Source organism: Sphingobacterium spiritivorum ATCC 33861 (assembly GCF_000143765.1).
Taxonomy (GTDB): domain Bacteria; phylum Bacteroidota; class Bacteroidia; order Sphingobacteriales; family Sphingobacteriaceae; genus Sphingobacterium; species Sphingobacterium spiritivorum.
The window spans coordinates 1,115,361-1,138,197 of the sequence record NZ_GL379770.1 but is presented as its reverse complement, the minus strand read 5'-3'; the positions used below and the strand labels follow the sequence as shown (position 1 = coordinate 1,138,197).

At 38.2% G+C, this 22,837-nt stretch carries 15 protein-coding genes and 1 riboswitch; of the genes, 7 read left to right on the top strand and 8 right to left on the bottom strand.

Features of this window, described 5'->3' with window-relative positions; genetic code table 11:
• Window positions 1–2 precede the first annotated feature (2 nt).
• From HMPREF0766_RS04885 to HMPREF0766_RS04870, 4 genes are read right to left on the bottom strand one after another with little or no spacing between them, the layout of a single operon-like run.
• The gene (locus HMPREF0766_RS04885; protein ID WP_002994268.1) at window positions 3–3,905 is read right to left on the bottom strand and encodes an RHS repeat-associated core domain-containing protein; all 3,903 of its coding nucleotides are present in this window, start codon (window positions 3,903–3,905) and stop codon (window positions 3–5) included.
• Between the two features lie 33 nt (window positions 3,906–3,938).
• Window positions 3,939–9,404, bottom strand: coding sequence for a DUF5977 domain-containing protein (locus HMPREF0766_RS04880; RefSeq protein ID WP_002994265.1), 5,466 nt, complete (start codon window positions 9,402–9,404; stop codon window positions 3,939–3,941).
• Between the two features lie 11 nt (window positions 9,405–9,415).
• A complete protein-coding gene (locus tag HMPREF0766_RS04875) occupies window positions 9,416–9,940 on the bottom strand; it encodes a hypothetical protein (protein ID WP_211206617.1) in 525 nt (174 codons plus the stop codon).
• A 34-nt stretch (window positions 9,941–9,974) separates the two neighbouring features.
• Window positions 9,975–10,484 (bottom strand): OmpH/Skp family outer membrane protein, encoded by a 510-nt coding sequence (locus HMPREF0766_RS04870; RefSeq protein WP_002994261.1) that lies wholly within the window; start codon window positions 10,482–10,484, stop codon window positions 9,975–9,977.
• A gap of 494 nt (window positions 10,485–10,978) precedes the next feature.
• Here HMPREF0766_RS04870 and HMPREF0766_RS04865 point away from each other — a divergent pair, with 494 nt between their 5' ends.
• Window positions 10,979–13,945 (top strand): hypothetical protein, encoded by a 2,967-nt coding sequence (locus HMPREF0766_RS04865; protein WP_380948577.1) that lies wholly within the window; start codon window positions 10,979–10,981, stop codon window positions 13,943–13,945.
• Window positions 13,946–13,972: 27 nt separating this feature from the next.
• Here HMPREF0766_RS04865 and HMPREF0766_RS22440 read toward each other — a convergent pair whose 3' ends face one another.
• Window positions 13,973–14,146, bottom strand: coding sequence for a hypothetical protein (locus HMPREF0766_RS22440; protein ID WP_211206616.1), 174 nt, complete (start codon window positions 14,144–14,146; stop codon window positions 13,973–13,975).
• Between the two features lie 118 nt (window positions 14,147–14,264).
• A riboswitch (TPP riboswitch) is annotated at window positions 14,265–14,358 on the top strand.
• 84 nt (window positions 14,359–14,442) lie between these two features.
• Between HMPREF0766_RS22440 and thiM the strand changes: the two genes are divergently transcribed.
• The 6 genes from thiM to HMPREF0766_RS04835 all read left to right on the top strand — a co-directional run bounded on the left by thiM (window position 14,443) and on the right by HMPREF0766_RS04835 (window position 18,628).
• Window positions 14,443–15,228: a hydroxyethylthiazole kinase gene (gene thiM, locus HMPREF0766_RS04860; RefSeq protein ID WP_002994255.1), complete on the top strand. Its 786-nt coding sequence runs from the start codon at window positions 14,443–14,445 to the stop codon at window positions 15,226–15,228.
• A complete protein-coding gene (gene thiE / locus HMPREF0766_RS04855) occupies window positions 15,228–15,866 on the top strand; it encodes a thiamine phosphate synthase (protein ID WP_002994253.1) in 639 nt (212 codons plus the stop codon). The genes thiM and thiE overlap by 1 nt, the downstream gene beginning before the upstream one ends.
• Window positions 15,863–16,699 (top strand): bifunctional hydroxymethylpyrimidine kinase/phosphomethylpyrimidine kinase, encoded by an 837-nt coding sequence (thiD, locus tag HMPREF0766_RS04850; RefSeq protein WP_002994251.1) that lies wholly within the window; start codon window positions 15,863–15,865, stop codon window positions 16,697–16,699. The genes thiE and thiD overlap by 4 nt, the downstream gene beginning before the upstream one ends.
• A complete protein-coding gene (gene tenA / locus HMPREF0766_RS04845; RefSeq protein WP_002994249.1) occupies window positions 16,686–17,333 on the top strand; it encodes a thiaminase II in 648 nt (215 codons plus the stop codon). The genes thiD and tenA overlap by 14 nt, the downstream gene beginning before the upstream one ends.
• Window positions 17,334–17,465: 132 nt before the next feature.
• Window positions 17,466–17,954 carry a hypothetical protein gene (locus tag HMPREF0766_RS04840; protein WP_002994247.1) on the top strand — a complete coding sequence of 163 codons (489 nt, stop codon included), beginning with the start codon at window positions 17,466–17,468 and terminating at the stop codon, window positions 17,952–17,954.
• Window positions 17,955–18,019: 65 nt separating this feature from the next.
• Window positions 18,020–18,628: a hypothetical protein gene (locus HMPREF0766_RS04835; protein ID WP_002994244.1), complete on the top strand. Its 609-nt coding sequence runs from the start codon at window positions 18,020–18,022 to the stop codon at window positions 18,626–18,628.
• Window positions 18,629–18,708: 80 nt separating this feature from the next.
• Here the strand turns inward: HMPREF0766_RS04835 and HMPREF0766_RS04830 are convergent, their stop codons facing one another.
• The 3 genes from HMPREF0766_RS04830 to HMPREF0766_RS04820 all read right to left on the bottom strand — a co-directional run bounded on the left by HMPREF0766_RS04830 (window position 18,709) and on the right by HMPREF0766_RS04820 (window position 22,836).
• On the bottom strand, window positions 18,709–19,851 hold the full coding sequence (locus tag HMPREF0766_RS04830) for a cytochrome-c peroxidase (protein ID WP_002994243.1): 1,143 nt from the start codon (window positions 19,849–19,851) through the stop codon (window positions 18,709–18,711).
• A gap of 31 nt (window positions 19,852–19,882) precedes the next feature.
• A complete protein-coding gene (locus tag HMPREF0766_RS04825; RefSeq protein WP_002994241.1) occupies window positions 19,883–21,418 on the bottom strand; it encodes a DUF6850 family outer membrane beta-barrel protein in 1,536 nt (511 codons plus the stop codon).
• A 62-nt stretch (window positions 21,419–21,480) separates the two neighbouring features.
• Window positions 21,481–22,836 (bottom strand): DUF4876 domain-containing protein, encoded by a 1,356-nt coding sequence (locus HMPREF0766_RS04820; protein WP_002994239.1) that lies wholly within the window; start codon window positions 22,834–22,836, stop codon window positions 21,481–21,483.
• Window position 22,837: the final 1 nt, after the last annotated feature.

Genomic DNA, 22,837 nt, shown 5'->3' with positions numbered 1-22,837 from the left:
ATTTATTTTGGAAAAATTATAACAAATGGTTTAGTTGGATCGACAGGCCCCTTGAAGATATCTATCATCCTTGGTAAATTATCAATTCTAGACGGCGCTCCTGGCAATGAGTTCTTAATCTGCTTCCACTGCTTATTGGTCAAGCCTTCTATCACATAATCCCAATCCGAAGTAGGTTTAGCAGTGCCACTCGCCCTACTGCCGACCACATTTATAGGCTTGCCTATACGGGTTGCAGCATTTTCTATTCTTGTCAATTCTCCTGCGCTTAATAAACTCTTTCCAGTCTTAGCGGCTACTATCTCTTCCCCTATAACCTGCGCACTTTTCTTAGCCCAAAGATAACTACCTGCAGTATATGTTGCTAATATAACCTCAAATTCAATATTTGTTGTCTCAGCTATCCCTGTATGTAGAGGCTTGCGCTCAAATCTACCTGCATACTTAAAGAAATCGTCAGATAATGGGGTGCCAAAATTACCTCTGCTATAAAAATCAATTGCTTTGGTTTCTTCATTGAAACCTTGTCCTTCCAACGTATAAAATCCCCACTCTCCATTACTCTTTTTAACAAGACCTGAGGTACTCTTTCCAACTATACGTGCCAGTAAATTTCTGGTATAAGCACCGAACCAACTCCACCCCCCATTCGGATCTACTCCACTTACCGGATTATTACCCATACCTACATAAGGAGAATAATACTGTCCGTAAGGATCTACAGTAAGCCAGCGACCTATAGCTGCATCGTAATTACGAAGCTCAAAATTGTTCCAGCCGGTCTCGCCATCCTTTTCGGCATATTGTCCCTGATAACCATATCTGCCTTCTACTCCTCCCGAACGCAGCACCATCCCAAACGGATAGTAATCCGCATAATAGACAACATCAGCTTCTCCATTTGACAGTTTATTGCGGTTGATCACTACCCGGGTATTACCCAGATGATCTGTCAGTGTGTACTGATAATTGCCAGCCTGCCTGTAATAGGTCCCTATCCTATTGGCGGCATACACAGGCTGCTCTGCTAATCGTATAGCTCCCCCGGATCCGGCATTATCATAAATGGCCATCAGACTGCCACCTGCATCATAGCTATAATATGTCACAGAACCTGTACGATGATCCTGCTTCCGGATGCGGTTGCCGGATTCATCATACACAAAGCTAAGCATTACTACAGATTTTCCCGCATCGCTGTAGATCTTACTCACTTTGCCACTTGCATCATAATCCAGATACATCCCCGCACCGCCTTTGATCTGGCTGGCTAACTGCCCGATGGCATCATAGGTATAATCAGCATACCCCGGTACAGAACTCAGCTTATTCGTATTTGCGGCATAATTATAAGTAAAGTTACTGAGATCCGTACCGCTGCTATTTGTCCTTTGCAGAGACCGGAGATTACCGTGGAGATCATAACTCAGATTGTGTTCCCGGTTAGCATTTCCGGATGAAATAAAACTATTCGCCGCATAATCCGGTGTACCCCAGTTACTGGAAGTGAGCTGCTGATTCCGGTCATACGTATAGGTATTCATGACAGGTGCATCCAGTCCGCTAATGGAAACGGGTTTTCTGGAGAACCAGCTGACACCATTCACCATACCATTATAATTAGATACGGCACCATTCGTCTGTATGCTTGATATTCCGGCATCAGTATGCATATAATCCCCGGGATGATATTCCAGATTGAGTCCGAATACATCTTTAGCAAATCCGTTTGCACTCCCATCCCTTCCCGGATCTTTTGTACTCTGCGCATTATTGATACTCTTCAGCTTGCCGTCAATACCGTATACATAATCTATCCCCTGTAATTTATCGGCAAGTTCTATCCGCTTCAGAGGCCCGTGCAGATAATAATAGTAACGTGCCTGAAGCACTTTAGAACCGGGATCATCAGTAGTACCGGTATAGGATGCTGATAATTGATTATTTTTATTAAACTCAAAATAATGAATAAAGGTCTCTGTGACAGAGTTCTTCTGATAAATACTTTTTACGACATTGCCCAGATCATCGTAGCTGTAATCTACTGTTTTGTATTGCAGCTCAGGTGTATAGTTGACTGTCCACAGGATATGACCATCTCCGTCATAATTATACCAGGTCTTGCTGACTAAATGAGTATCGGATATCGCAGTTGTATATCTTGCAGTAGTGCTGACAGCACTTCCCGAAAGAAAATAAGTATCCTGTGTATATCCTAATAATCCTGGAATAACTTCAGCCTCATCATATTTACTTACCGTAATATCTGACTTTGCACCCTGCAGAATGGAGTTACTGCTTTCCCCTGTAAGATCCAGTTGAACCTGATTGATAGTCGTAAACAATGTTGTTAAAGTCGGGGATAATTCTCCGCTTTCAATAGCCCTTCCATAAGTATCATAGTTTGTATAGCTGAATTTACCTGTCTGCCGTTGTAATGCATTCTGAGACAATCGCAACTTACCATCACTGCTGTATTTGAATTCACTTCTCCCGGCATCCGGATTTACACTTGCTATTACATTGCCTTTACCATCATACTCAAATGTTTCAACAAACGGGATGCCAGCCAGAGAAGCATAATTATCTATACCACCATTAAGAAGTTTTTTAACACCTTCCGGTGGAATTGTTGCTTTGACGCGCCCAAGTTGGTCATAAAAAGTATATGTTATATCAGAAACGCTATATTGAAAAGCTCCTGAAATGGCTCCTGACGGCGAAGAAAGCTGATAAAGCCCGGGCTTTAGCCTTATGGTTCCGTTTGACAAGGTGGTCTGAGCCTCACCCCGAAGATAATCCTTTAATATTCCCCCGGTAAATGACACGTCTTGTTCCTGCAGAATTCCAAAATAATTAGTCTTTCCTGAGCCAACCAATACCGCCTTTGGAATTAGCAGATCATTCCCGTCACGAGCCGTCATGACAGTCTTACCTTCTATGGAAACACTCATTTGAATCCGGTCATCCTGATCTATAATCACGGACATGACACTATTAGATGAGTCCCGAAGGATCTTTCCGCCTATATCTGACTCGCTAAAGTATTTGTTGCGAATAGATGTATAAAGGTCTAACTCACCGAATACAGGAAGACTAAACTGCACGACCTCATGTCCGCTGCCTAATCTGGTTGCAGCTCCGATACCACCTGATATAGAGAAGTTACTAACTCCGTTATTTGCTCCTGTACTCAGGCTGTAAGGATAATCTGTCACATCCTGCAGATGCTCCCACTGATTATTGGAGCTGTAATACCAGCCAAGAGTTCCGATCTGACTTTTATCCGCTGGATCAGCATTGAACCGCTTGTCGTATATATGTATACCATTAGCATATCGTCCATAACTCTGATAATTTAATCCGTTACCATCTGACCTCCTGGCAAAATCAGCTCTGTAATTGAATGAAACATTATTAATCGGAGCAGAAAGTGTCGATCCGACCTGCTTTCCTCCCACGTCATATAAAGGTTGAATTGCGACTACATGGCCTGCTTCTAAATTTTTGAATTGTGTCTGTAATGCTTTACCATTGTCATCAAAAAAGGTTTTAGTCTCCCCGATCGTATTTCCATTGGCATCGAAAGACCGTGCCAATGTCCAGTTCATATTACTGTTCTCATTCGGATTATCCGGGGCACCTGGTCCGCTTATATTCGGATCAATTTTTAGCAATACATACGAACCTTGTTTGAAATGAACACCATTTCTGAGGGTAATACTGGTTCCGCTGGTGACAGTCAAAGACTGTCCGGGTTCAACAATAAGAGACGTACTTCCATTCTGCGGAAGGATAACAGGATTAGGGCTGTTAATCTGTGCAAAAGCTGATTTATGAAAAAGCAGGAACAGAAGAGTAAAAACATGTAGAATATATCGTATATCAGATCTTTTCGTTTTCATAACATTGTATTTAAAGTATACATTATTCCCACATTAATAACAATCACCTACTAATTCAATTTCAGCGGAGAGATCAATCGCCGGTTGATTTTGGCCATGACTAAAACTTATAGAAGAATTTGAAACATAAGTACATACATAAAACACTAAATACGAACCACTATTTCCCTCTGACTCAAAATTCTGGTAACTTGAAGATCGGTACTGATTATTGCAATCTCTGTAATTGACATATAAATTCAGATTCTGGAGATTCATTCTATGAATGGTGACCTTATACTTTCGACAGGTTATGCAATTTGCATTTGCATTCGCATACTCTTGTCCTAATGTATTTATTTCAGCCAAGGCTTTGCTGTTTGCATCAGCCTTACTAATACTGGAAGAATATTTCCCTTGTGGAACAGTATACACTACTTTACCTCCGATTCCAGGCCAGGAACAATTATTCTTTTGAACGGATTCTTCCATCTTATCGTTATAGAAAACAGCCTTGTTTATCCCATAATTCTGTTGATATTCATTTGTTTTATACGGAGCTTTGCCTAATTGTTCTTTATAGGTTCTTATCAGCCTTCCCATAGCATCATATTCAAATCGGGTAAAGAGATTCAGGTGATCCAGAACATAAGTAAGCTCTCCGGAAAAGGTATCATACACATATGCTTTAGCAGAAGTATTTTTGGGATGAAACCTAAAGTCATCCATAAAACACGATTCAGCCCCTTCATTATTAGCATAGATTTTGAAATTGGTTCCCGGAGTGAGCGGAATATCAATATGTACCAGTGTCCAGTCTCCTGATTTCTTATTACTTTGTCCTGAACTTACAGATGCAGCCTTCACCACATTATCAATTTCATAATACAATTTCACGTTACTGGCAGGACTGTTTTTAACCCACACACTGGCTATGTAACTACGTCCGGGAGTAAGTGCATCAATTGGAGCGGAATATTCAAAACCCCGGCTGCCTGCAGCAACAGACAGACTCTTGTGTCCGGTATGATAAACTCCGGAAGATACAGTGCCTGCACCACCAGACACTTCTCCCGGTATACCGGATGAAACCAGTTCATCCTCAACACCGCTATATGCCAATTCTTTGTATTTACTGTAATTTGCACCTGCTACAATTTTACTGTTATTATATCCGTAACGGTTTACAGAATAATTATAATTACGATCATAATCTTCCAGAGGCTTCGAATACACATTATAGAGATTTAGAGTACTAATCATTTTCCAGAATGGTGCATTCATATTGAATTGCTGAATAGGCAACATACCTGTACCGGAATATTGATCAGGTATTTCAATTATGCTTTCCTGTTCCTTACGCCAGACATGACCATAAGTGTTATTATTTTGTTTGATAATTTCTCCGGTTGGAGCAAGTACATTTACATTTTTACTCCAGGTTGTTTTAACACCGTTTATAACTCCGATTTTATTTTGATAGGCATCTACTTTATAATTAATTTTGCTAAAGATCTGACTCAGCATGTTTTTGTTGCTCATACTAATCACTTTATTTGCCATTTCGGGATATTGCTGGTATGCATATTCTGATTCCGTGATAAATTGATTACCATATGAATCTGAATTCAGGATCTTTGAAGGAAGACCATTTATAAAATCAAAACCCAGATTTTTCGTAGTCTCTGAAGAGCCATTTACATAATCCTTCCGGGTAGAGGAAAGCATGATTGAAGGGTATTGCTCTTTAGCACCCATTATTATATACATGACATTCCGTTCGTTACTCTTATAGAAGAAGCGGGCTTCTCCAAACCGCTCTGTAACTAAACCCTGATAATTAAACTTAGCCAGCTCACTTTTATATCCACTTTTAAAATTAGTATTGGAACTTACTTCATCCATCAGATATTTGTTACTGATTTCCTGAATTAGTTTTCCTTCAGCATCATAATATTTTACACCTAACAGATCTCCAATATTAGCAGTAAAGTCAGCAATAGATAGGTTTACGCCATGATTTTTATATTTTCCATAATAGTGATCTTGTATAATCTCCCGGCTAATCATTCTCCTGTCAAGTACCCGATACGTATTCTCCGCAAAGCCTTCTTTCTGACTGTCGCCATTTGGATGAATGACTTTATTTCGAATCTGAACTTTTCTGTACATTACCCCGGGTCCGGGAATTTCACGGGCATATTTAAGTACATTATCTAAATCCTTATTCAGAGCTCTTTTGTATAAAATTCTTGCAGCTTCATTAACATTATCTGCAAAATCTCCTGTCTCTATATTATACGGAACATAAGAAGTAACTCCCCATGAGGTATTATCAATTCCATAATGATAATCCGTCTGGTATATGGTATTATTCACAGTCTTATTACGAATACTTTTTATCCTTGCACCTCCTCCATAATTCATGTTTGCATTTAAATTAAAGCGGATATTAATCAAATTAAGTCCCAAAATTTCCCTGTTAAATCTCAGGATTATTTTATTATCATCAGTCCAGCCTTCATAGAAACAAGTTTGATTAGAAGTATTGGATTCGAACAGGTATAATGGAAAAGGATTTGACAACATAAAGACACCATCTATAACACTGCCCGGAGGGTAAGATTTCTCAAATTCTTCCTTACTGACAGGGATTTCCACTTTACATTTGTAATTATCTATTCTCTGGTAATTTCTAAGAGGTATACTCAGCTTTCTTTCAAATACTGAGGCAGCATATTCATTACTTTCATAATTTAATTCTATATTACTACCTAAGGGTGAGCTGATGGCACGTAGATTCCAGGCGTCTGTACCGACAGAAGATGTTGCAGTGACTCTCCTTGCCAGATCCTGATTCCATGTCAGCAAAGACCGGTCTATATCTCCTTTATAAAACCCCCAAATATCCTGACAATCCTGGCAATAGTCCGGATTTTTAGTGATTCTCAGATTCACTTTACCTGATGTTGCAGTTATGTTTTCACCATTTGAAAGCGTATAGATATATCCGCCACCTCCCTTTATTTTGACATCGGTTATCATTCCATAATAAATTGGATTATCACCAGCGCTTTCAATCATCATTCCCCTATCTAAAATGGCATTAGAGACAAATTGATTAGCAGAATAATTTTCGGCCTCAAAAGTTTCTTGATTAGATGCATATGAAAATTTAGTCACCGGAAGTAAATCAGCCCCCCCTTTACCTCTGAAATGAACACCATCTAATGTTAATTTTCCGAATTTAACATCAGGATTCTGAACACGAAAACTATTAGGCGTTTTCTTCGACAGATCATAACTATACCCAAAATCAATCACCCGGATCGCTTTAGATTCCAAATTGTTCCTGCCTACTTTGGATACATCATAATTATCAATAACATTGCCGTACAATTCATTACTGCGATCAGAAGTAACATATTCGCTGGTCTCTGAGATCATACCGGCATCCGAATTTTTTAATAGATAAACTCGGTTCAATCTTAAACTTTGCATAGAAGTGGCATCAAATCCACCTGCTATATACCTATTTGTCAAAGCATTAGATGCAGCCCCCTTTCCATCAAGCCTTACCTCTTTCTCAAATATAGCTGTATGAGTACGTGTCCGGATTTTATTAACATAGTACAATTCCTTTTGACCGGAGGTGTACATAAAATAGTTCCGGTCTAAATCAGGGTCTGTTCCCTGGGCTGGTGTACGCCATATATAATTACCGGTCCATTTACCATAATCCATGGCAACCCAATATCCCCAATCGGCTTCATCAACCAGACCGTTATTATTTCTGTCCACATAATCAGGTCCTGTAACAGCCGTCAATAACCATGTATAGGCATATGGCTCGTTTCTTTTTGTTTCAGTATATTTATATCCTCCCTTGTTTGTCGAATTAAAGGAGTATTCATTATACGAATAGGCAGGTAAAGCATAATGATAAGTCACGCCGGATTCATTTGTTATCATAAATCCCCCAATTTGGCTACCTCCTTTTGTTGCAGTTGAAGTAATATAACTTCCGTTTGTTATTCGCTGAAATCCTTTAGCTGTATTGCCCACATCTATAAATCCTTTTGATTTAGCAGTCCCACCCCTGATTTCGTCATTGGTAAAATACTTAACATGCTTTGATCCGGCAAGTTCATTCCCGATTCTATTATCCGGTTTGCCAGCCATATCGAATGGCATAGTTGGTATAGAAGGTTCAACCCCTCCCTGTTCGGCTACATTAGTTAAATTTTGATCGAAAGAATTAGAAAAATCATTGACAAACCTAAATCCTACATTCTCCCTGAAGTTAGATTGTTCTGCATATGGCCTGCTTAGACTTTTATATTCATACATGTTTTGCAGACTCAACGCTCGCTGAAACAAAAAGGGTTTAATTTGTCCTCCAATTCCTTGTCCTGTCACAGAATAACCATCATATTCGGGAAATGTACCGCCGACCAATTTTTCATCATCGTTATTATCTGCTATGTTTAGATTATCAGGAAGCAATCTGTAATTGTCATAAGTCCTGTTATCCATGTATTTGGGCCCGGGACCCTGCGAATCAGGATTGGTATTAAAAATCGGTGTATACAAGGTACCACTTGAGGTAACTTCTGCTGTCTCATCAATCCAGTAACGTGTACTTCTGAAAGAAGCGCCAACGGAGAAAGCTCCAAGAGGGATCGTAAATCCAAAACCGGAACTACTCGTACTTATTCTTCCTGCATTCTTATTGTATAAACTAGCACTCCCTCCCATAACTGCAAGGCTTGGTTTATTTGATGAGCTATTTATGGAAGCAGATAGTAAATGGCGGGAATTAGTCATCAAAGATAATCCTCCACCAACATTTACACTCTCAAAATTTGTTGAAAGACTAAGACTCGGCCCTATATTTAAAGATTCGCCGACAGCAATACCTGAAGAGACATTCATTCCGGCATAACTTCCACTATAAGGGCTCAATCCGACATCAACCCCAGCTCCTATTGGTCCAAGCCTATATCCAAATCCTACACTCGCCCCAATCCCAAAGCCTGAATACGTATCTGATGCAAATACAAGACCTACATTAACAACACTTGCAAAACCGACTTCCAGTCCATAATCTTTTCGGTTTCCCCCAGCCCAATAATCTCTCCTTTTCAGAGATACTTCCGAAAAATCATCCGGAAATCCAGAAACATTTCTATTAATAGCACCCGGATTCAGTGTCCACCCTAAACCAACCCATGAAGCCTCCAGATCCGGACGAATACCGGCATGATACGATAGAGACAAAGGATAACCGCCCTCAGGTCCGGGAACCTCTAAAAGTGGCAAATTATATGTAAAACTTCCGGTAAGCGGATTGACCATATCAGTAGTATCTACCGGCTCAAAGCTGGAAGCCTCAGGCGATGTCGGGCCAGCAGTCAATGCAAGTGCGACAGAAGGACTAAGAACTTCAAACATCATCAACCCTGCAAGTATTATAGCAATACGTGTGGAATATTTATTAAGACTATGAATCAGTATCATATCTGCTAACTTTAAAATTTGTCAATAAAAGGTTTGTAATTCAATTGTTCTTTATTTACAGAGAAATTAAGCCTCCCTAAATTAAGTCCAAATTCATCAATACTTAACTTCAAATCATCGTCCGGCAGTTCCTCATCAAATACAACCAGAAGATCATTAGATCTTCCTGCCTTATAACTAGGTTGATAATTAATCATACTCGGATAATACGATTTACCATTTTTGTCTATCAAATATATTTTTTGGTCCATACCGAAAGAAAATAATTGTACATAAGTACCATAATCTTCTGAGGGAAGTTGGGCAAGTAGTTCATTTCCTTGATAAGAAAACTGAACATTGAAATACTTGATAAGAGTTGGATTGTTCGTCTTCTGTATTAAGACCGACGGAAGAACCTGTACATTTATTTTAACCTGGCTTGGTAATAATGTATCTGAAATAAATCCATTTTCTCTATCCGAAATATATTGAAATGCGTCCTGACTTGATGTGAATTTTTCAGGCATGCCTGTGCAGCCGCAAATAAAAACCATGATTATGAACAAAAAAAATAACCTTCTCATTTGATTATTTGTTTAGCTCTTTAAGAACGTCTTCCGTCAGGTCAGTCCCCTCTTCTGCATAAGCAATTGTTCCTGAAGGATTCGCTATAAAAATAAATTTGTAATTATTACGCTTTCCATAATCTTTAAGAAAAACATTAAGTTCTGCTGCGATTTTGTTCATGGCATTAGCCTCCTCTGATTGGATATTTTCTTGTATCATTCGCCGATATTCCTCAAGTTGCCTTTGCTTCAATTGGATAATTTGTTCAGACTGATTATCCTTTTTAACAGCAGATTGTCCGTCATACCGAATAATAGCTTCTCTGACTTCCTGGTTTAGTGTATCCAGTTTGGACTTAAATTCTTTAGTTTTTTCTTCAAGTTTTTCCCTTTCCACTTTGGCTCCTTTATATTCCTGAAAAATCCGGGTAGATTCAATATACCCTATCTTATCACTTTTCAAAAACAACACATAAACAACAGAAATTACACATAAGGCCATACACACCCAAAGGGCAAAAACACTCTTCATAAAAGATAATTAAGTTAAACTATAAAATATTAAAAAAAGCAATTAAACAAGCTATAGCGCTCCGAAAACAGCAAGCTATAATTCAAAAACAGACACTTATCGGTTAATATCAGCACATAATAATTGTACCCAAAGCTATAATTATTAATTCTAAAAACCAAAGCAATCTCTACAATTATTTTAATATTTATTTGCTGTTAAATAATTACACAACAATACTCTTTCACAGTGCAGCAATATCCTCTTAACAGCTATAAAAGAGCAGCTTAAAACAAGAATCACAAACCTCACTGACAATTGAAGTAATACTTTCGAAATACCAAAACGGTTATTCTTAATTAAGAAACAATCACTTCATTAATATAAAAACAAACCTAAATATTAATAAAAATTTAATTTGTAAATTAATCAAAACAACCTTACCTTAGAAATACAATTATTAACAATGCTCTTTCTTGAACGGAGCAAAATTATTTAACTTAAATTCATTTGTTATGAACAGGTCCATTTGCTTAATGGTGCTCTTTTTCATTTTTTGTGCGTATACATTCGCCCAATCTTCCGGCACTGGTAAAGAGAGTAATTCAAATAACACTGAGACACCTCCATCTGCAGCAAATCAACTTCCTTTATATAATTTATTCTACTTAAGTAAGTTTATAACAAGTAAAAATTCAGAGTCAAAGGATCGTATCTATAACGCTCTAACACAACAAATTGGAAAAGAAAATATAAACAATTTATTAAAGGACAGCCTATATATAAATGTAAAAACATTTCTCTCTGAATATGAAAACAGCATTACTATTGGAATACTTGAAAACTTATCAAAGGACAGAAATGACACCTCTTTACAAGAGTTAAAAAAGCAAAAAGATACACTGGATAATTTGACAAAACTTGGCATTCAGATCAACAATAGAATTTCTGACCTGGATATCCTGGAAAAAATATTAAAAAATATAGATAATGATAGTTTGAAAAAGGATACGTCCAATAATTTTCTTCTGGAACAACATCAGAAGGTAAATAAAAACAGACTTAATATCGAAGGTATGAGATTAAACAACCTTTGTAATGAATCCTTTTTAAAGAATCCGGATTCCCTCTCCTCTTTTCTAAATTGTCTTATAAAAAACACTATTAATGAAAAAACAGAATTAAAAAAATATAAAGAAAACATACTTAAAACAAGTGTAAGTAATAAAGAAAAAGAATTCAGCAGCTTGTTAAAGAGTAAAACGAAAGAAATTCTTGAAAATCAAACAGAATCCAGAGATATAAAATTTTACTTTGAGAATCTTATTGAAACAAAAAATAACCAGAATACTCAAATCTCCATTATAACAGCCTCGCAAAATGCCCAGCAGAGTCTGTCTTACAGTGGACTTAATATCCCCAGTCAATCGCAGATGATCGAGGCTATGGCTATTTTTCTGGCCAAAAGAGCAAAACAGGAAGCCGCAATCTGGTTTATGGATCAATTACGTGAACGAGTCAAAAATCCTCTTATTTATGACACGTTTCCCGAAACAATTGCCCTTCTGGATAATCTGGAAGAATACCATACCGCTAATTTTGGTAAATCATGGCGATATGCAATCGCCAATGATTTTGTAAAAATGCCCAAAAATCTGGTTAACGGTAATTGGATAAAACAAACCTTACCGGCTGATAAACAAAAAGATCTGAAAATCGCTGTGGATTTTGGATATGATCTCAATAGTCTGATTATGGAACGCTATAACTACAGAGACATTATCCGGAATTTTTATCTCAATCCGGCATACGCAAAAAATAACGAAACAGAGTTATCTAAATCTTTACGCAAATCTTTTGTCGTCCTCTATATAGCAACAAACGAACTCTTTACCCTGCATACAGTAGATAACAAGCCCACCTATCGCCTCTTATCTTATGAGGAGCTGAAAACGCTGGATCAGAATCAATGGAATACATTTATAGAATTATTAAAATTAAAGTATGGCTTAGAGTTTTCTGATCTGTATACGAAAATGGGAGATCAGGCAAAAGAGTATCAGAATATCACAAAATGGATCAGTAACCTGTTGATATCGCTCAATCAGTTTGATAAGATCAACCAGGAGCAACAGCAATTGCTGAAATCAGATAAGTCTGATAATACAGGACAATCCCTTACCAGTATCTGGAAAGTATTGGATCAGGTCATCAAAGGCATAGATATTGCACCTTACACCGATGCAGTAAGCAATTCTCCAATGAGTAAACATCTAGAAAGTGTGCAGCATATACTTGGTATAATAGAAGATATCCAGCAGAAGAACTTTACAGCTGCTACGCAGAAGACTCTTAAACTTGCAGATCAATTTTATGGAAGTAAATATGAATCACCAGATTTAAATAAGATATCTTTGAATATCAATGACACTTTATTGATCCTTAAATCCGGAAGCGAAAAGGAAATTTTCAAAACAAAATTTACCCTCCCCGGAATATCTCAACTAGCTATACAACAAAATTCAGTAAAGATTAAATATCAGAATATAGGAAAACAAGACTCCATAACTCTTACAGAAAAAGAACTGGAACAAATAAAGAGAATAGCATTAATAACCGGGCATCTGAATGAAAAGGACAGAAAAAAAATATTAAAGGAGTTTTCAGACACTAGCAAAACCACAATTAACGACCTTATAAACAACACATTAAAGGAAAAGAAGTTTAAGTTTTTCGAGATTATTTCCTTCTATCAAAAGATCACTTCGCAATCAGATTTACAAGGAGTACAAAAAAGCATTTCGGCTTATTCAAACTTGCTTAACCCGCAAAATTTAAATGATTTAAAAACATTAATAATATCGGGTGACAACTCTCAATTCGGAAGTACTTATCTCCATAAATATGGAGAACAGTTACTCAAACTCACCAGCTTCTTCGGCGATGTAATGGCGACTCAGGATGCCAATGCATTAGCCCAGGTAATCGAATCGTATGCACTCCCTCCTACCTCTTATAAGCTAAAACAAAAAATGAAAACATCTGTAGATCTGAATGCATACGTGGGTGCTTTCGGAGGAAAACTGTTTACCCACAAATATGCTTCCCTAAGTAAGCAGTTTACAGGTGGTATCACAGCTCCTATAGGAATAACATATAAAAACAATGGCTTGTTTAAACATATCAATCTCCATGCACAACTTCTTGATCTCGGTAATATCGTCAACCATTATTTAATTACACCGGATTCAGCCTACAATAAGGAAGTTCATTTCACAGAGGTATTCAGTCCGGGATTAAACATTTTATACAGCATCAAAAATACACCATTAGTTATTTTTATAGGAGGAAAAGGAATTCCGCTCAAATCCTATTATGATGAGACGCTGAATGCAAAAATGAATACCCGTGTTATAGACGCATGGGTATTTAGCCTGGGCTTAAAACTGGATATTCCTTTGCTGAATCTTTACTCCAGATAAAAAAGATAGTAATGCCAAAACCTAATATTAGTGCTCACCGATCAGCCTTTTCTTTCCTTTGAAAGAAAAGGTTTTTTGTAAGATATAACTCACGACAGTTACGATCACTCTTGTCAGCATTGCTGAGGGAATAGGATGAAAAGGAAATGGATACGCTTTATTAAATACATGAATAAACATACTTTTTGTGTCTATAAACATTAAATTATTCTCAACTGAAAGTAGACAATCCAAAGCCCTCAACAACGATAGCATCAACACAAAATCAAGTGCAAAAATCTATCCTTCTTGCTTTCCCTGAAGATATTTACTACCTTAGTACTGGCTTTAGGGGTATTCTGAAAAAGAATTGAGACAGTCCCTTTGAACCTGATCCGGCTTACATCGGCGTAGGGAAAAGCGCATAAGACAGGTTATAGTCTTATCCTATCTGCTTCCGTTCGGAAATTTCCTCAAGCCATTTTTGTATTTATTCATCACATTGAAACAGAAGAAAAATGCTCTGGAAACACATTCTCGAAGTACGCAAACAAGCTCCGCTCGTACATAATATTACCAATTATGTTGTCATGAACAATTCAGCCAATGCTTTGCTCGCCATCGGAGCATCCCCTATTATGGCTCATGCACACAGCGAAGTCAGGGATATGGTCAGTATCTGTCAATCTCTGGTCATCAATATCGGCACATTGGATGAATACAAGACGACTTCCATGAAACTGGCTATTGAAACCGCTATCGAACTGGAAAAACCCTGGATACTGGACCCTGTCGGTGCCGGAGCAACTCCTTACCGCGATCAGATACTCGCTGAACTGCTCCCTTACAGACCTGCCGTGATCCGTGGAAATGCCTCTGAGATCATGGCGTTGGCCAAGACCAACACCTCCCCTACAAAAGGAGTAGATAGCAGTAACCAAAGTGACGAAGCGCTGGAAGCCGCCAGACAATTACAACAATCCTTCGGCAGTGTAGTTTGCATATCCGGAGAAACGGATATTATTGTCGGAGCCGAACGGACGATCCGTATCTCCAACGGACATCCGCTGATGACTCGCGTTACCGGATTAGGTTGCAGTGCAACAGCAGTAATCGGAGCATTTATAGGCGTAACAGAAGATAAAGTTGAGGCAACCGCTGCAGCTACAGCCTTATTCAGTATTGCAGGAGAACTGGCGCAGCAGATCAGCACAGGCCCCGGATCCCTGCAAGTCAATATACTGGATGTACTTTATAACATGACCGAGCAACAATTTATCGATACCCTAAAAATTCAAAACTGATGCAGATACATCCCGGATTTCCGTATCCGCTTTACCTTGTTATCTCAGAAGCCGACTGTCAGGGTAAAGATATCCTTTATGTAGCTGAACAGGCCATACTCGGAGGTGTGGACATTATTCAGCTCCGGGAGAAGCATGCTTCAACTTCCGAATTTATAGAGAAAGCCTTACGGTTGAAAGAAATCACAGAAAAGCATCAGATTCCGCTTATCATCAATGACAATCTAAAAGTTGCTATCGAAGTAAATGCATTTGGTATACATGTAGGCAACAGCGATACTCCGCCTACAGTGATCCGGGATAAATGGCCCGACTGTAGCTGTCTGGGCTATTCTATTGAATACCTGGAGCAATTGGATAATCCTGAAACGGCTACAGCAGATTATCTGGGCATCAGTCCGGTATTCGTCACCGACACCAAAACCGATACGGTGACTGAATGGGGACTGGCAGGCATACAGCAAATCCGGATGCACAGTGACAAACCACTGATAGCAATAGGCCATATGAATTTACAGAATATCGCTTCAGTCCTACAGGCCGGAGCTGATGCTATAGCTGTAGTATCTGCCATTTGCGCAGCAGCAGATCCGCAGCAGGCAGCATACGAACTTAAAAACAAGATTTTAATAGCATGAATACCACATACAACTATATCCCCGTACTCAGTATTGCCGGATTTGACGGGAGTGGCGGTGCCGGCATACAAGCCGATATGAAAACCTTTTCCGCACTCGGATGTTACGCTACCTCTGTCCTGACCGCACTTCCGGTACAAAATACACAGGGAGTACGCAGCATTTACCCAATCCCTGATGTGGCTGTACGGGAACAGATACAAACTATTCTGGATGATATCTTTCCAAAAGCCATAAAAATAGGAATGGTTCACACCTCTGAACTGGTTCAGATTATTACAGATACCTTAGGCCGCTATCCTGCTACACCAGTAGTTTTTGATCCGGTCATGGTAGCCACAAGCGGACACAAGCTGATCGAAGAAAGCACTATCCGTACCCTTGTCGAACAGCTCTTCCCTATCACGACAGTCCTTACACCAAATATGGATGAAGCGGCTATATTAGCCGAAATGGACGTAAAAACACTGGATGACATGTATATAGCCGGTGAAAAAATACTAAAACTTGGCTGTCAGTCGGTATTATTAAAAGGAGGACATTTACAAACCTCTATGCTGACCTCTCTCTTCTTCGATCAATCGGGATTAGTACAAACATTCGAATTTGAAAAATTCGAAACAAATAATACACATGGTTCGGGTTGCACCCTGTCTTCAGCTATCGCAAGTTATCTGGCCCGGGGAGAAAGTCTGTCAGAAGCTGTCAGACTGGGACAGGACTATGTCCATCAGGCAATTCTCAACGGGAAAGACGTACAGACCGGAAAAGGTAACGGCCCTCTCAATCATTTTTTCAACCCTCAAAAACTTATCAAACATGAACTGGTCTGAACAAGCCTGGAAAACGATCCAGCCGGTCTATACCAATATATTACAAATGCCTTTTATCACCGAGCTAAGGAATGGCACTTTAGCTGCTGAAAAATTTCAGTTCTATATGGCCCAGGATTCCGCATATCTGGAACATTTCGGAAGAGCATTATCACTTATCGGAGCACGAGCAGATCACATACAGGATGCACTGGCATTTATGCGCTTCGGAGCCAATGCTATTATTGTCGAAAATGCCCTGCATGAGTCTTATTTTAAAGATTTTGGCGTTACGGAACGTGGGCAGATCCAGCCGGCATGTCATCATTACATCCATTTTTTGAAAAGCACTGCAGCTTTGGATGCAGTCGAAGTAGGAATTGCCGCCTTACTTCCCTGTTTCTGGATCTACAAACAGGTAGGCGATTATATCTATACACATCAGCAACAAGAGAATAACCCTTATCAGAAATGGATAGACACCTATGCAGGAGAAGAATTCGGAGAAGAGGTTCGAAAAGCAATCGCTATATGTGACCGGGTAGCAGCAAAAGCGACCACGGACACACGTCTAAAAATGACGGAAGCCTTTGTGACGGCTTCCCGACTGGAATACGACTTTTGGGATGCTGCTTATCAACTGAGAAAATGGTAAGAGGGTATAGAATACAAAATTTTTAAATATTAACCCTACTCTTAACTAATAATATGTATAAAATAAATTTTTAAAAATATAGAAAACACCACAATAAATCACTATTTTTAATAAATATTTTATTTTAAAAGCATGAAAACCAAATTAATCATTTCATTTTTCCTATTTTTTACATTTTATTCTTGTGAAAAAGAAAACCAAAACATTGATTCCTCAAAAATTTCCCCCGAAGAGTTGCAATTAAATAAATTGATAAAAAACTCAGATTTAACAAAGAAAGTTATTTCTTCCAGAAAATTTGAATTAAAAAATGGCAAACTATTTCAAGTTTCAAAATTTGCCTCTAATATTAAGTATTTATATGAAGTAGATGAAGGAATTTACATCGGTGATGGAATTGCAATTGAGCATTGCAATGATTTATTTAACGGAGACCCCGGCAATCAAATATCACTGTTAACTTATTATAGTGGACAACTATACTATGGAGAGATGGCTATATATGGCAAATCCACTATCGGAACTTCAAGTGGAACTCAAGCTCAATACTTTGAATGTTGGATTGATCACGATCCTATAGGCACAGTAAAAAGAATAAGTTCTTCTAGTCCGTGGGATTAATTATTCACTAACAAATCACAATTTCTAAATGACTTTAATAATCTAATAGTATTAAAAACAGAAACATGAAAACAATACTAATATCATCATTAATTATATTATTCATCGGTATTACCTCTTGCCAAAAGCAAAATGATTTGATACCAAACAAAGACTCTAATCAATTTATTAACATAGGAGAAGTTGTTTATAATTCATCTTCAAATTTATATTATAATAATAAAGGCAAATTGATTGACTTAGATAGTATTAAAAAGACTTTAAAACCAAACCAATTCTTAGAAGTAAGTTCATTATCAATAATTTCTGATGAAGGAATTGACAATTCTCCAAATGACATCAATAATATTCCTAATAGAAAAAGAACTGCAAATACTGCTAAAAACGCACACACTCAAGGTTACATAGTCAACATTGATAATCACATATGGTGGGGAGCTGACAACTTAGATAATGGCGGAGATATAGGTATTAGTACATCAGCAAAAGCATTCATTTTCAGACCTGGTGAATTATACATGAGGCATGCAAAATTTAAATTTGCTTCAGGATCAAATAATGATGGAGCTGTATGGGCTAGAAATTTTCTTTGGGCATTATATCAAGCGGATCCTACGGATACAGTAATTCTATCAGATTTTAAAGGACCAGCTATGACTTTTCCTTTTACTTAGACTTAGTGAATTTAAGAAATTATATATTTATAGGGTTGTATTCTAGAAAAACTACAACCCTAAATAATAAAAAATCGTAGCTAATCTCTTGGCAACTTATCCGGTCTGCGCATCTTATAGTCCGTGGCTGTGATGGCATTGAGGAATGCAGCGACATCCTGTATCTCTTCTTTAGTCAGTTTTAAAGGTTTCATCAGCGGATCAGTCACCGGGTACATCGGATCTTTGGCTTTCTGTTCAGCAGTAGCACTATTCATCTGCATACCACTATTATACATATTCAGCAATCCTGTAATATCCCAAAATAATCCATTGTGCATCCACGGATTTGTACTCATTACATCCCGTAACGATGGTGTGCGAAATTTACCCACATCATCCGGATTATGTGTTACATGATAACGTCCCAGATCTTCATACTTCCGTTTGTAATAAGTCAAACCGATATTATGAAAATCCTCGTCTGTAAAATACTGCCCGTTGTGGCAGTTCATACAACGCGCTTTGGTTCTGAAAAGATGAAGACCGCTGATTTCCTGATCCGAAAGATACTTATATTCGCCATCTAAAAACCGGTCAAACCGGCTTCTCCGGCTGGATATAGTATTCTGAAATGCGGCCAGAGACTGTGTTATCATATTGAAAGTAATGACATCCGTGCCGTAAGCTTTTTGAAACAATTCTCGGTAAGCTTTGTACTGCTGCAGTTTGGCAGGAAGCTGAGAAGCATCCATTGCCATTTCATTATGTGCCTGAATCGGCCCCAGTACCTGCTCTTCTAACGTGGCGGCACGTCCGTCCCAGAAAAAGGTCTTACGGGAATGTGCATTCAGCAGAGAAGGTGTATTCCGATTGCCGCTCAGATGGTCATGTCCCACAGGCACCTGTACTTTATCCGCCCAGGAAGTCTGAGGATTGTGACAGGAACTGCACGAGATCTGATTAGAGCCGGACAATATAGGATCGAAAAAAAGATTTTTACCCAGTATCACTTCCGGGCGTTCCATCATAGCAAAATATCCGGTATCAAAGTTAGGCAGAGATTTGAATTCTTCCCACTTCACCCCCGAATCTATAACAGGTCTCGGCCATTCTCCAACCGGACGCTGATATAAGGACCGTAAAGAATCCACTCCTATTTGTTCGTGTTGTGACTCAAATCCTTTAAAAGAAAGCAATGATACCACACTAATAATCACACCTAATACTATTCCTACCCTCATCCAATAATAATACTTTTTTGTGAACAATTTGCTACAAATATAAATTAATACCTACTTTTACAATAGCATTTTTACCTGTATATACTTTAGTATTTGGCTGTTGTATTCCTTTGAAATCTTCAGGAGAAGTGATATTTCCCTCAACATAAAAGCTCGCACCATAATTTTTCATGATCCGTTTTGTAAAATATTCCAAACGCGAACGGATATGAAAAACATTTACATCGTAATAATAATATTCCGGATAAGCTATATCAGTAGAAAAAATCTTAAGCTGTGTCTCAGGAATCGTCAATATATTATTCAATTTTAACCTATACGAAGGCTGAATACTCCATTTGACACGATCATGCTTATTTGTTTTATAAGTTCCTCCAAGTAAAAATCCTGCATTAATATAACTTCTTTTTGTATAATGTTGTGTAGCAGCGTCCTGCCTTTCATCATAGAAATAAGACACATCAATTCCGATTTCTTTTTCCCATCTGCGTCTTGCATGAAAAACTTGAGTAACACTTGTACTACCTGTCCATTGGGTTAACAAATAGTTCTTCCCTCCGTATATGGCATTTAAGTCAGCCCCATTGACATGAGTCATCTCAAAGTTGACAGAGGTATTGTTGGTTCTCTGACTATTTAAAAAAACATTTATCTTGTATTCATCTAAATCAAAACTTTGTTTGGTATAATAACCGACCATACGTTGTCTATCATTTGTGCTTTTATTTGTTCGAGCAATGTAATCCGCATTTGCCAACAAACTCCAGGATCCGATCTCAGTTTTGGTTTTCAAACTTAGTCCTTTGTAGGAGTCATACTTTCTTAATGTAGCAGTATCCATCTTGACAAAACTTCCGTACCCCAGATTTAAGTAATACAGATATTCAGGATAGAGATTACCGGTTGAGTATTTACTACTTTTATAGCTCATATCCGTTTGTGAACGTCCATAACCTACTATACCCCCTACTGTCCATATAGTCTTATTATGTATAAATGAAATTTCGGGTTGTATCTTAAGTGTCATTTCATAGTAATCCATCCGCGGATCTACAGAACGGGTTGCCCAATGATGCAAATAGGAGAGATTAATACCCGGTTTCCAACGATTAGGTACTGCTTCATAGCTAACATAAGCATCAGCCTGATACGTCTGCCTTTCAAATTCACCTGCTTTAGGAACAAAATAGTACGTAGGCAATGGCTGATCTACAATACCACCCAGCCTGTAGGAAAGACTGTCTTCCCATGTTTTATTAAAATAAAATTTTCCGGCAACCAGTACTCTTCCCAATTGGTTGTATCCTTCAGCAGAAAAGCTGGCAGATGTGGTACGATATGCCTGCTGAGCGCCTCTATAGTTCCTTTTATCTGACAAAAAATCCAGATTAGCTTTACCATATCCGGACTGGAGGGAATCCTGGATAAGTGCAGGATAATCCAGGAGATATGACATTTTCTGCCGGGAACCTCTTTGCCAGTCTATACTATCCGAATCATATTTCATTTGAGCATAAAGATTCACTAAAACTATAAAATGCAGGACAAAGACAAGTAGATATCTCATATACATAACAAGAAAAAACCTTCTCAGACTTTATTTATAAAGCCTGAGAAGGCAGAAATCATTTAATTTAAAAAGGAAGAAGCAGATTTAGACACATTTGGTCTATCAAAATAAGAGAAATCAGCTTCTGAATTATTAGTATCCTGCAATATTCTTCTCCCATTAACAGTCTTAGCTGTTTTACGGATTAGAGACTGACTGGAATACTGCCCACCTGGTACATGTGTACGTGTTGCATCCAAAGTCAAAGGTAAACGTTTTGGTACACGGCTATTCTCAAGAGGATGTTGAAATTCTACTGCATCTACAATTCCACTTACAGGTATCTGTCTGTATTTATTAGTTGTTGCAGTTATTTGACGTACATCTGGCTCCGCATATTCTGGAAAGTTCTTTGGATCCAATCCTCCGGCTTCTTTTTTGTAGAGAAATACAGCATCTCTTCCATTTGCTTTTAGAATCATATCATTTCCTGTTGCAACGAATAACACATCTACATTCGGAACATTCACATTATCTACATCATATTTGTATGGAGTACCTCCCAGATAATTGACCAGATAAGTTTCAAAATCTGCATTACTCAAATCTACAGTCAATGTAGGATCAGTAATAGCGACCGACTGTCCGTCATTTCCTGAGTAACTACCCGTATGGTTTACAGCAGTAGCCGCTATGATTTTACTTTCGCCAGGCTGAACAGGATATTTTTTACCTGTACCATCACTAGGTATCATGAATAAGGTATAAGCGTAGATATAGTCTTTATTTGCATCTAATCCTGGAGGCAGGATCATACCAATAGATTGACTCCAATCAAACTGGCGGGTATCTTTAATATAGTAAGTTCCTTCATTATTATTGTTTTTACCATCAGCCTGTCCAAAGTACAAACTGTCAGCATAAAGTACCTGATTGGAATTATTGTATACTTCTAAAAATACATCTCTGAAAGATGCCCCTCTTGTGGCATTGGAACCGGCATAATAAATTTGTTTAAAGACCCAATCCCCCACTTTGCCCACTACAAGTGGAAGATCTCTTTGCAGATCAGAAGTAATATCAAGCCTATCTACGCTTCCGTTAAAGAATACATTTTCTTCGGTGTAGACACCAGTTTTTGCAGAATAATCAGCTGCAGTTACTTCGAGTACAGCATTAACGCTGTAAGTTCCTGGAGTGATACTTGCAAAAGAAGCATTTCCGGAAGCATCCGCTGTTGCATTAAATATAGCGCCAGTAGATAAGTTTGTAATTTTTACAGTTGCTCCTTTTGCTTCAAATGAACTGGTACCATCTACTGCAGTAGGTTTTATATTCAATGATACAGGTGCAACCAGATTATTGTCGGCTTTCTTACATGATCCTAAAGTGATCAGAAGCAATGCCATCAAAAAAAGAATGTTATTTTTCAGCATA

What these genes read in the sequence shown, in the direction of transcription:
- HMPREF0766_RS04885 (WP_002994268.1), bottom strand. Translation starts at nt 3,905, where the DNA reads ATGAAAACGAAAAGATCTGATATACGATATATTCTACATGTTTTTACT.
- HMPREF0766_RS04880 (WP_002994265.1), bottom strand. Translation starts at nt 9,404, where the DNA reads ATGATACTGATTCATAGTCTTAATAAATATTCCACACGTATTGCTATA.
- HMPREF0766_RS04875 (WP_211206617.1), bottom strand. Translation starts at nt 9,940, where the DNA reads ATGGTTTTTATTTGCGGCTGCACAGGCATGCCTGAAAAATTCACATCA.
- HMPREF0766_RS04870 (WP_002994261.1), bottom strand. Translation starts at nt 10,484, where the DNA reads ATGAAGAGTGTTTTTGCCCTTTGGGTGTGTATGGCCTTATGTGTAATT.
- HMPREF0766_RS04865 (WP_380948577.1), top strand. Translation starts at nt 10,979, where the DNA reads ATGAACAGGTCCATTTGCTTAATGGTGCTCTTTTTCATTTTTTGTGCG.
- HMPREF0766_RS22440 (WP_211206616.1), bottom strand. Translation starts at nt 14,146, where the DNA reads ATGTTTATAGACACAAAAAGTATGTTTATTCATGTATTTAATAAAGCG.
- thiM (WP_002994255.1), top strand. Translation starts at nt 14,443, where the DNA reads ATGCTCTGGAAACACATTCTCGAAGTACGCAAACAAGCTCCGCTCGTA.
- thiE (WP_002994253.1), top strand. Translation starts at nt 15,228, where the DNA reads ATGCAGATACATCCCGGATTTCCGTATCCGCTTTACCTTGTTATCTCA.
- thiD (WP_002994251.1), top strand. Translation starts at nt 15,863, where the DNA reads ATGAATACCACATACAACTATATCCCCGTACTCAGTATTGCCGGATTT.
- tenA (WP_002994249.1), top strand. Translation starts at nt 16,686, where the DNA reads ATGAACTGGTCTGAACAAGCCTGGAAAACGATCCAGCCGGTCTATACC.
- HMPREF0766_RS04840 (WP_002994247.1), top strand. Translation starts at nt 17,466, where the DNA reads ATGAAAACCAAATTAATCATTTCATTTTTCCTATTTTTTACATTTTAT.
- HMPREF0766_RS04835 (WP_002994244.1), top strand. Translation starts at nt 18,020, where the DNA reads ATGAAAACAATACTAATATCATCATTAATTATATTATTCATCGGTATT.
- HMPREF0766_RS04830 (WP_002994243.1), bottom strand. Translation starts at nt 19,851, where the DNA reads ATGAGGGTAGGAATAGTATTAGGTGTGATTATTAGTGTGGTATCATTG.
- HMPREF0766_RS04825 (WP_002994241.1), bottom strand. Translation starts at nt 21,418, where the DNA reads ATGAGATATCTACTTGTCTTTGTCCTGCATTTTATAGTTTTAGTGAAT.
- HMPREF0766_RS04820 (WP_002994239.1), bottom strand. Translation starts at nt 22,836, where the DNA reads ATGCTGAAAAATAACATTCTTTTTTTGATGGCATTGCTTCTGATCACT.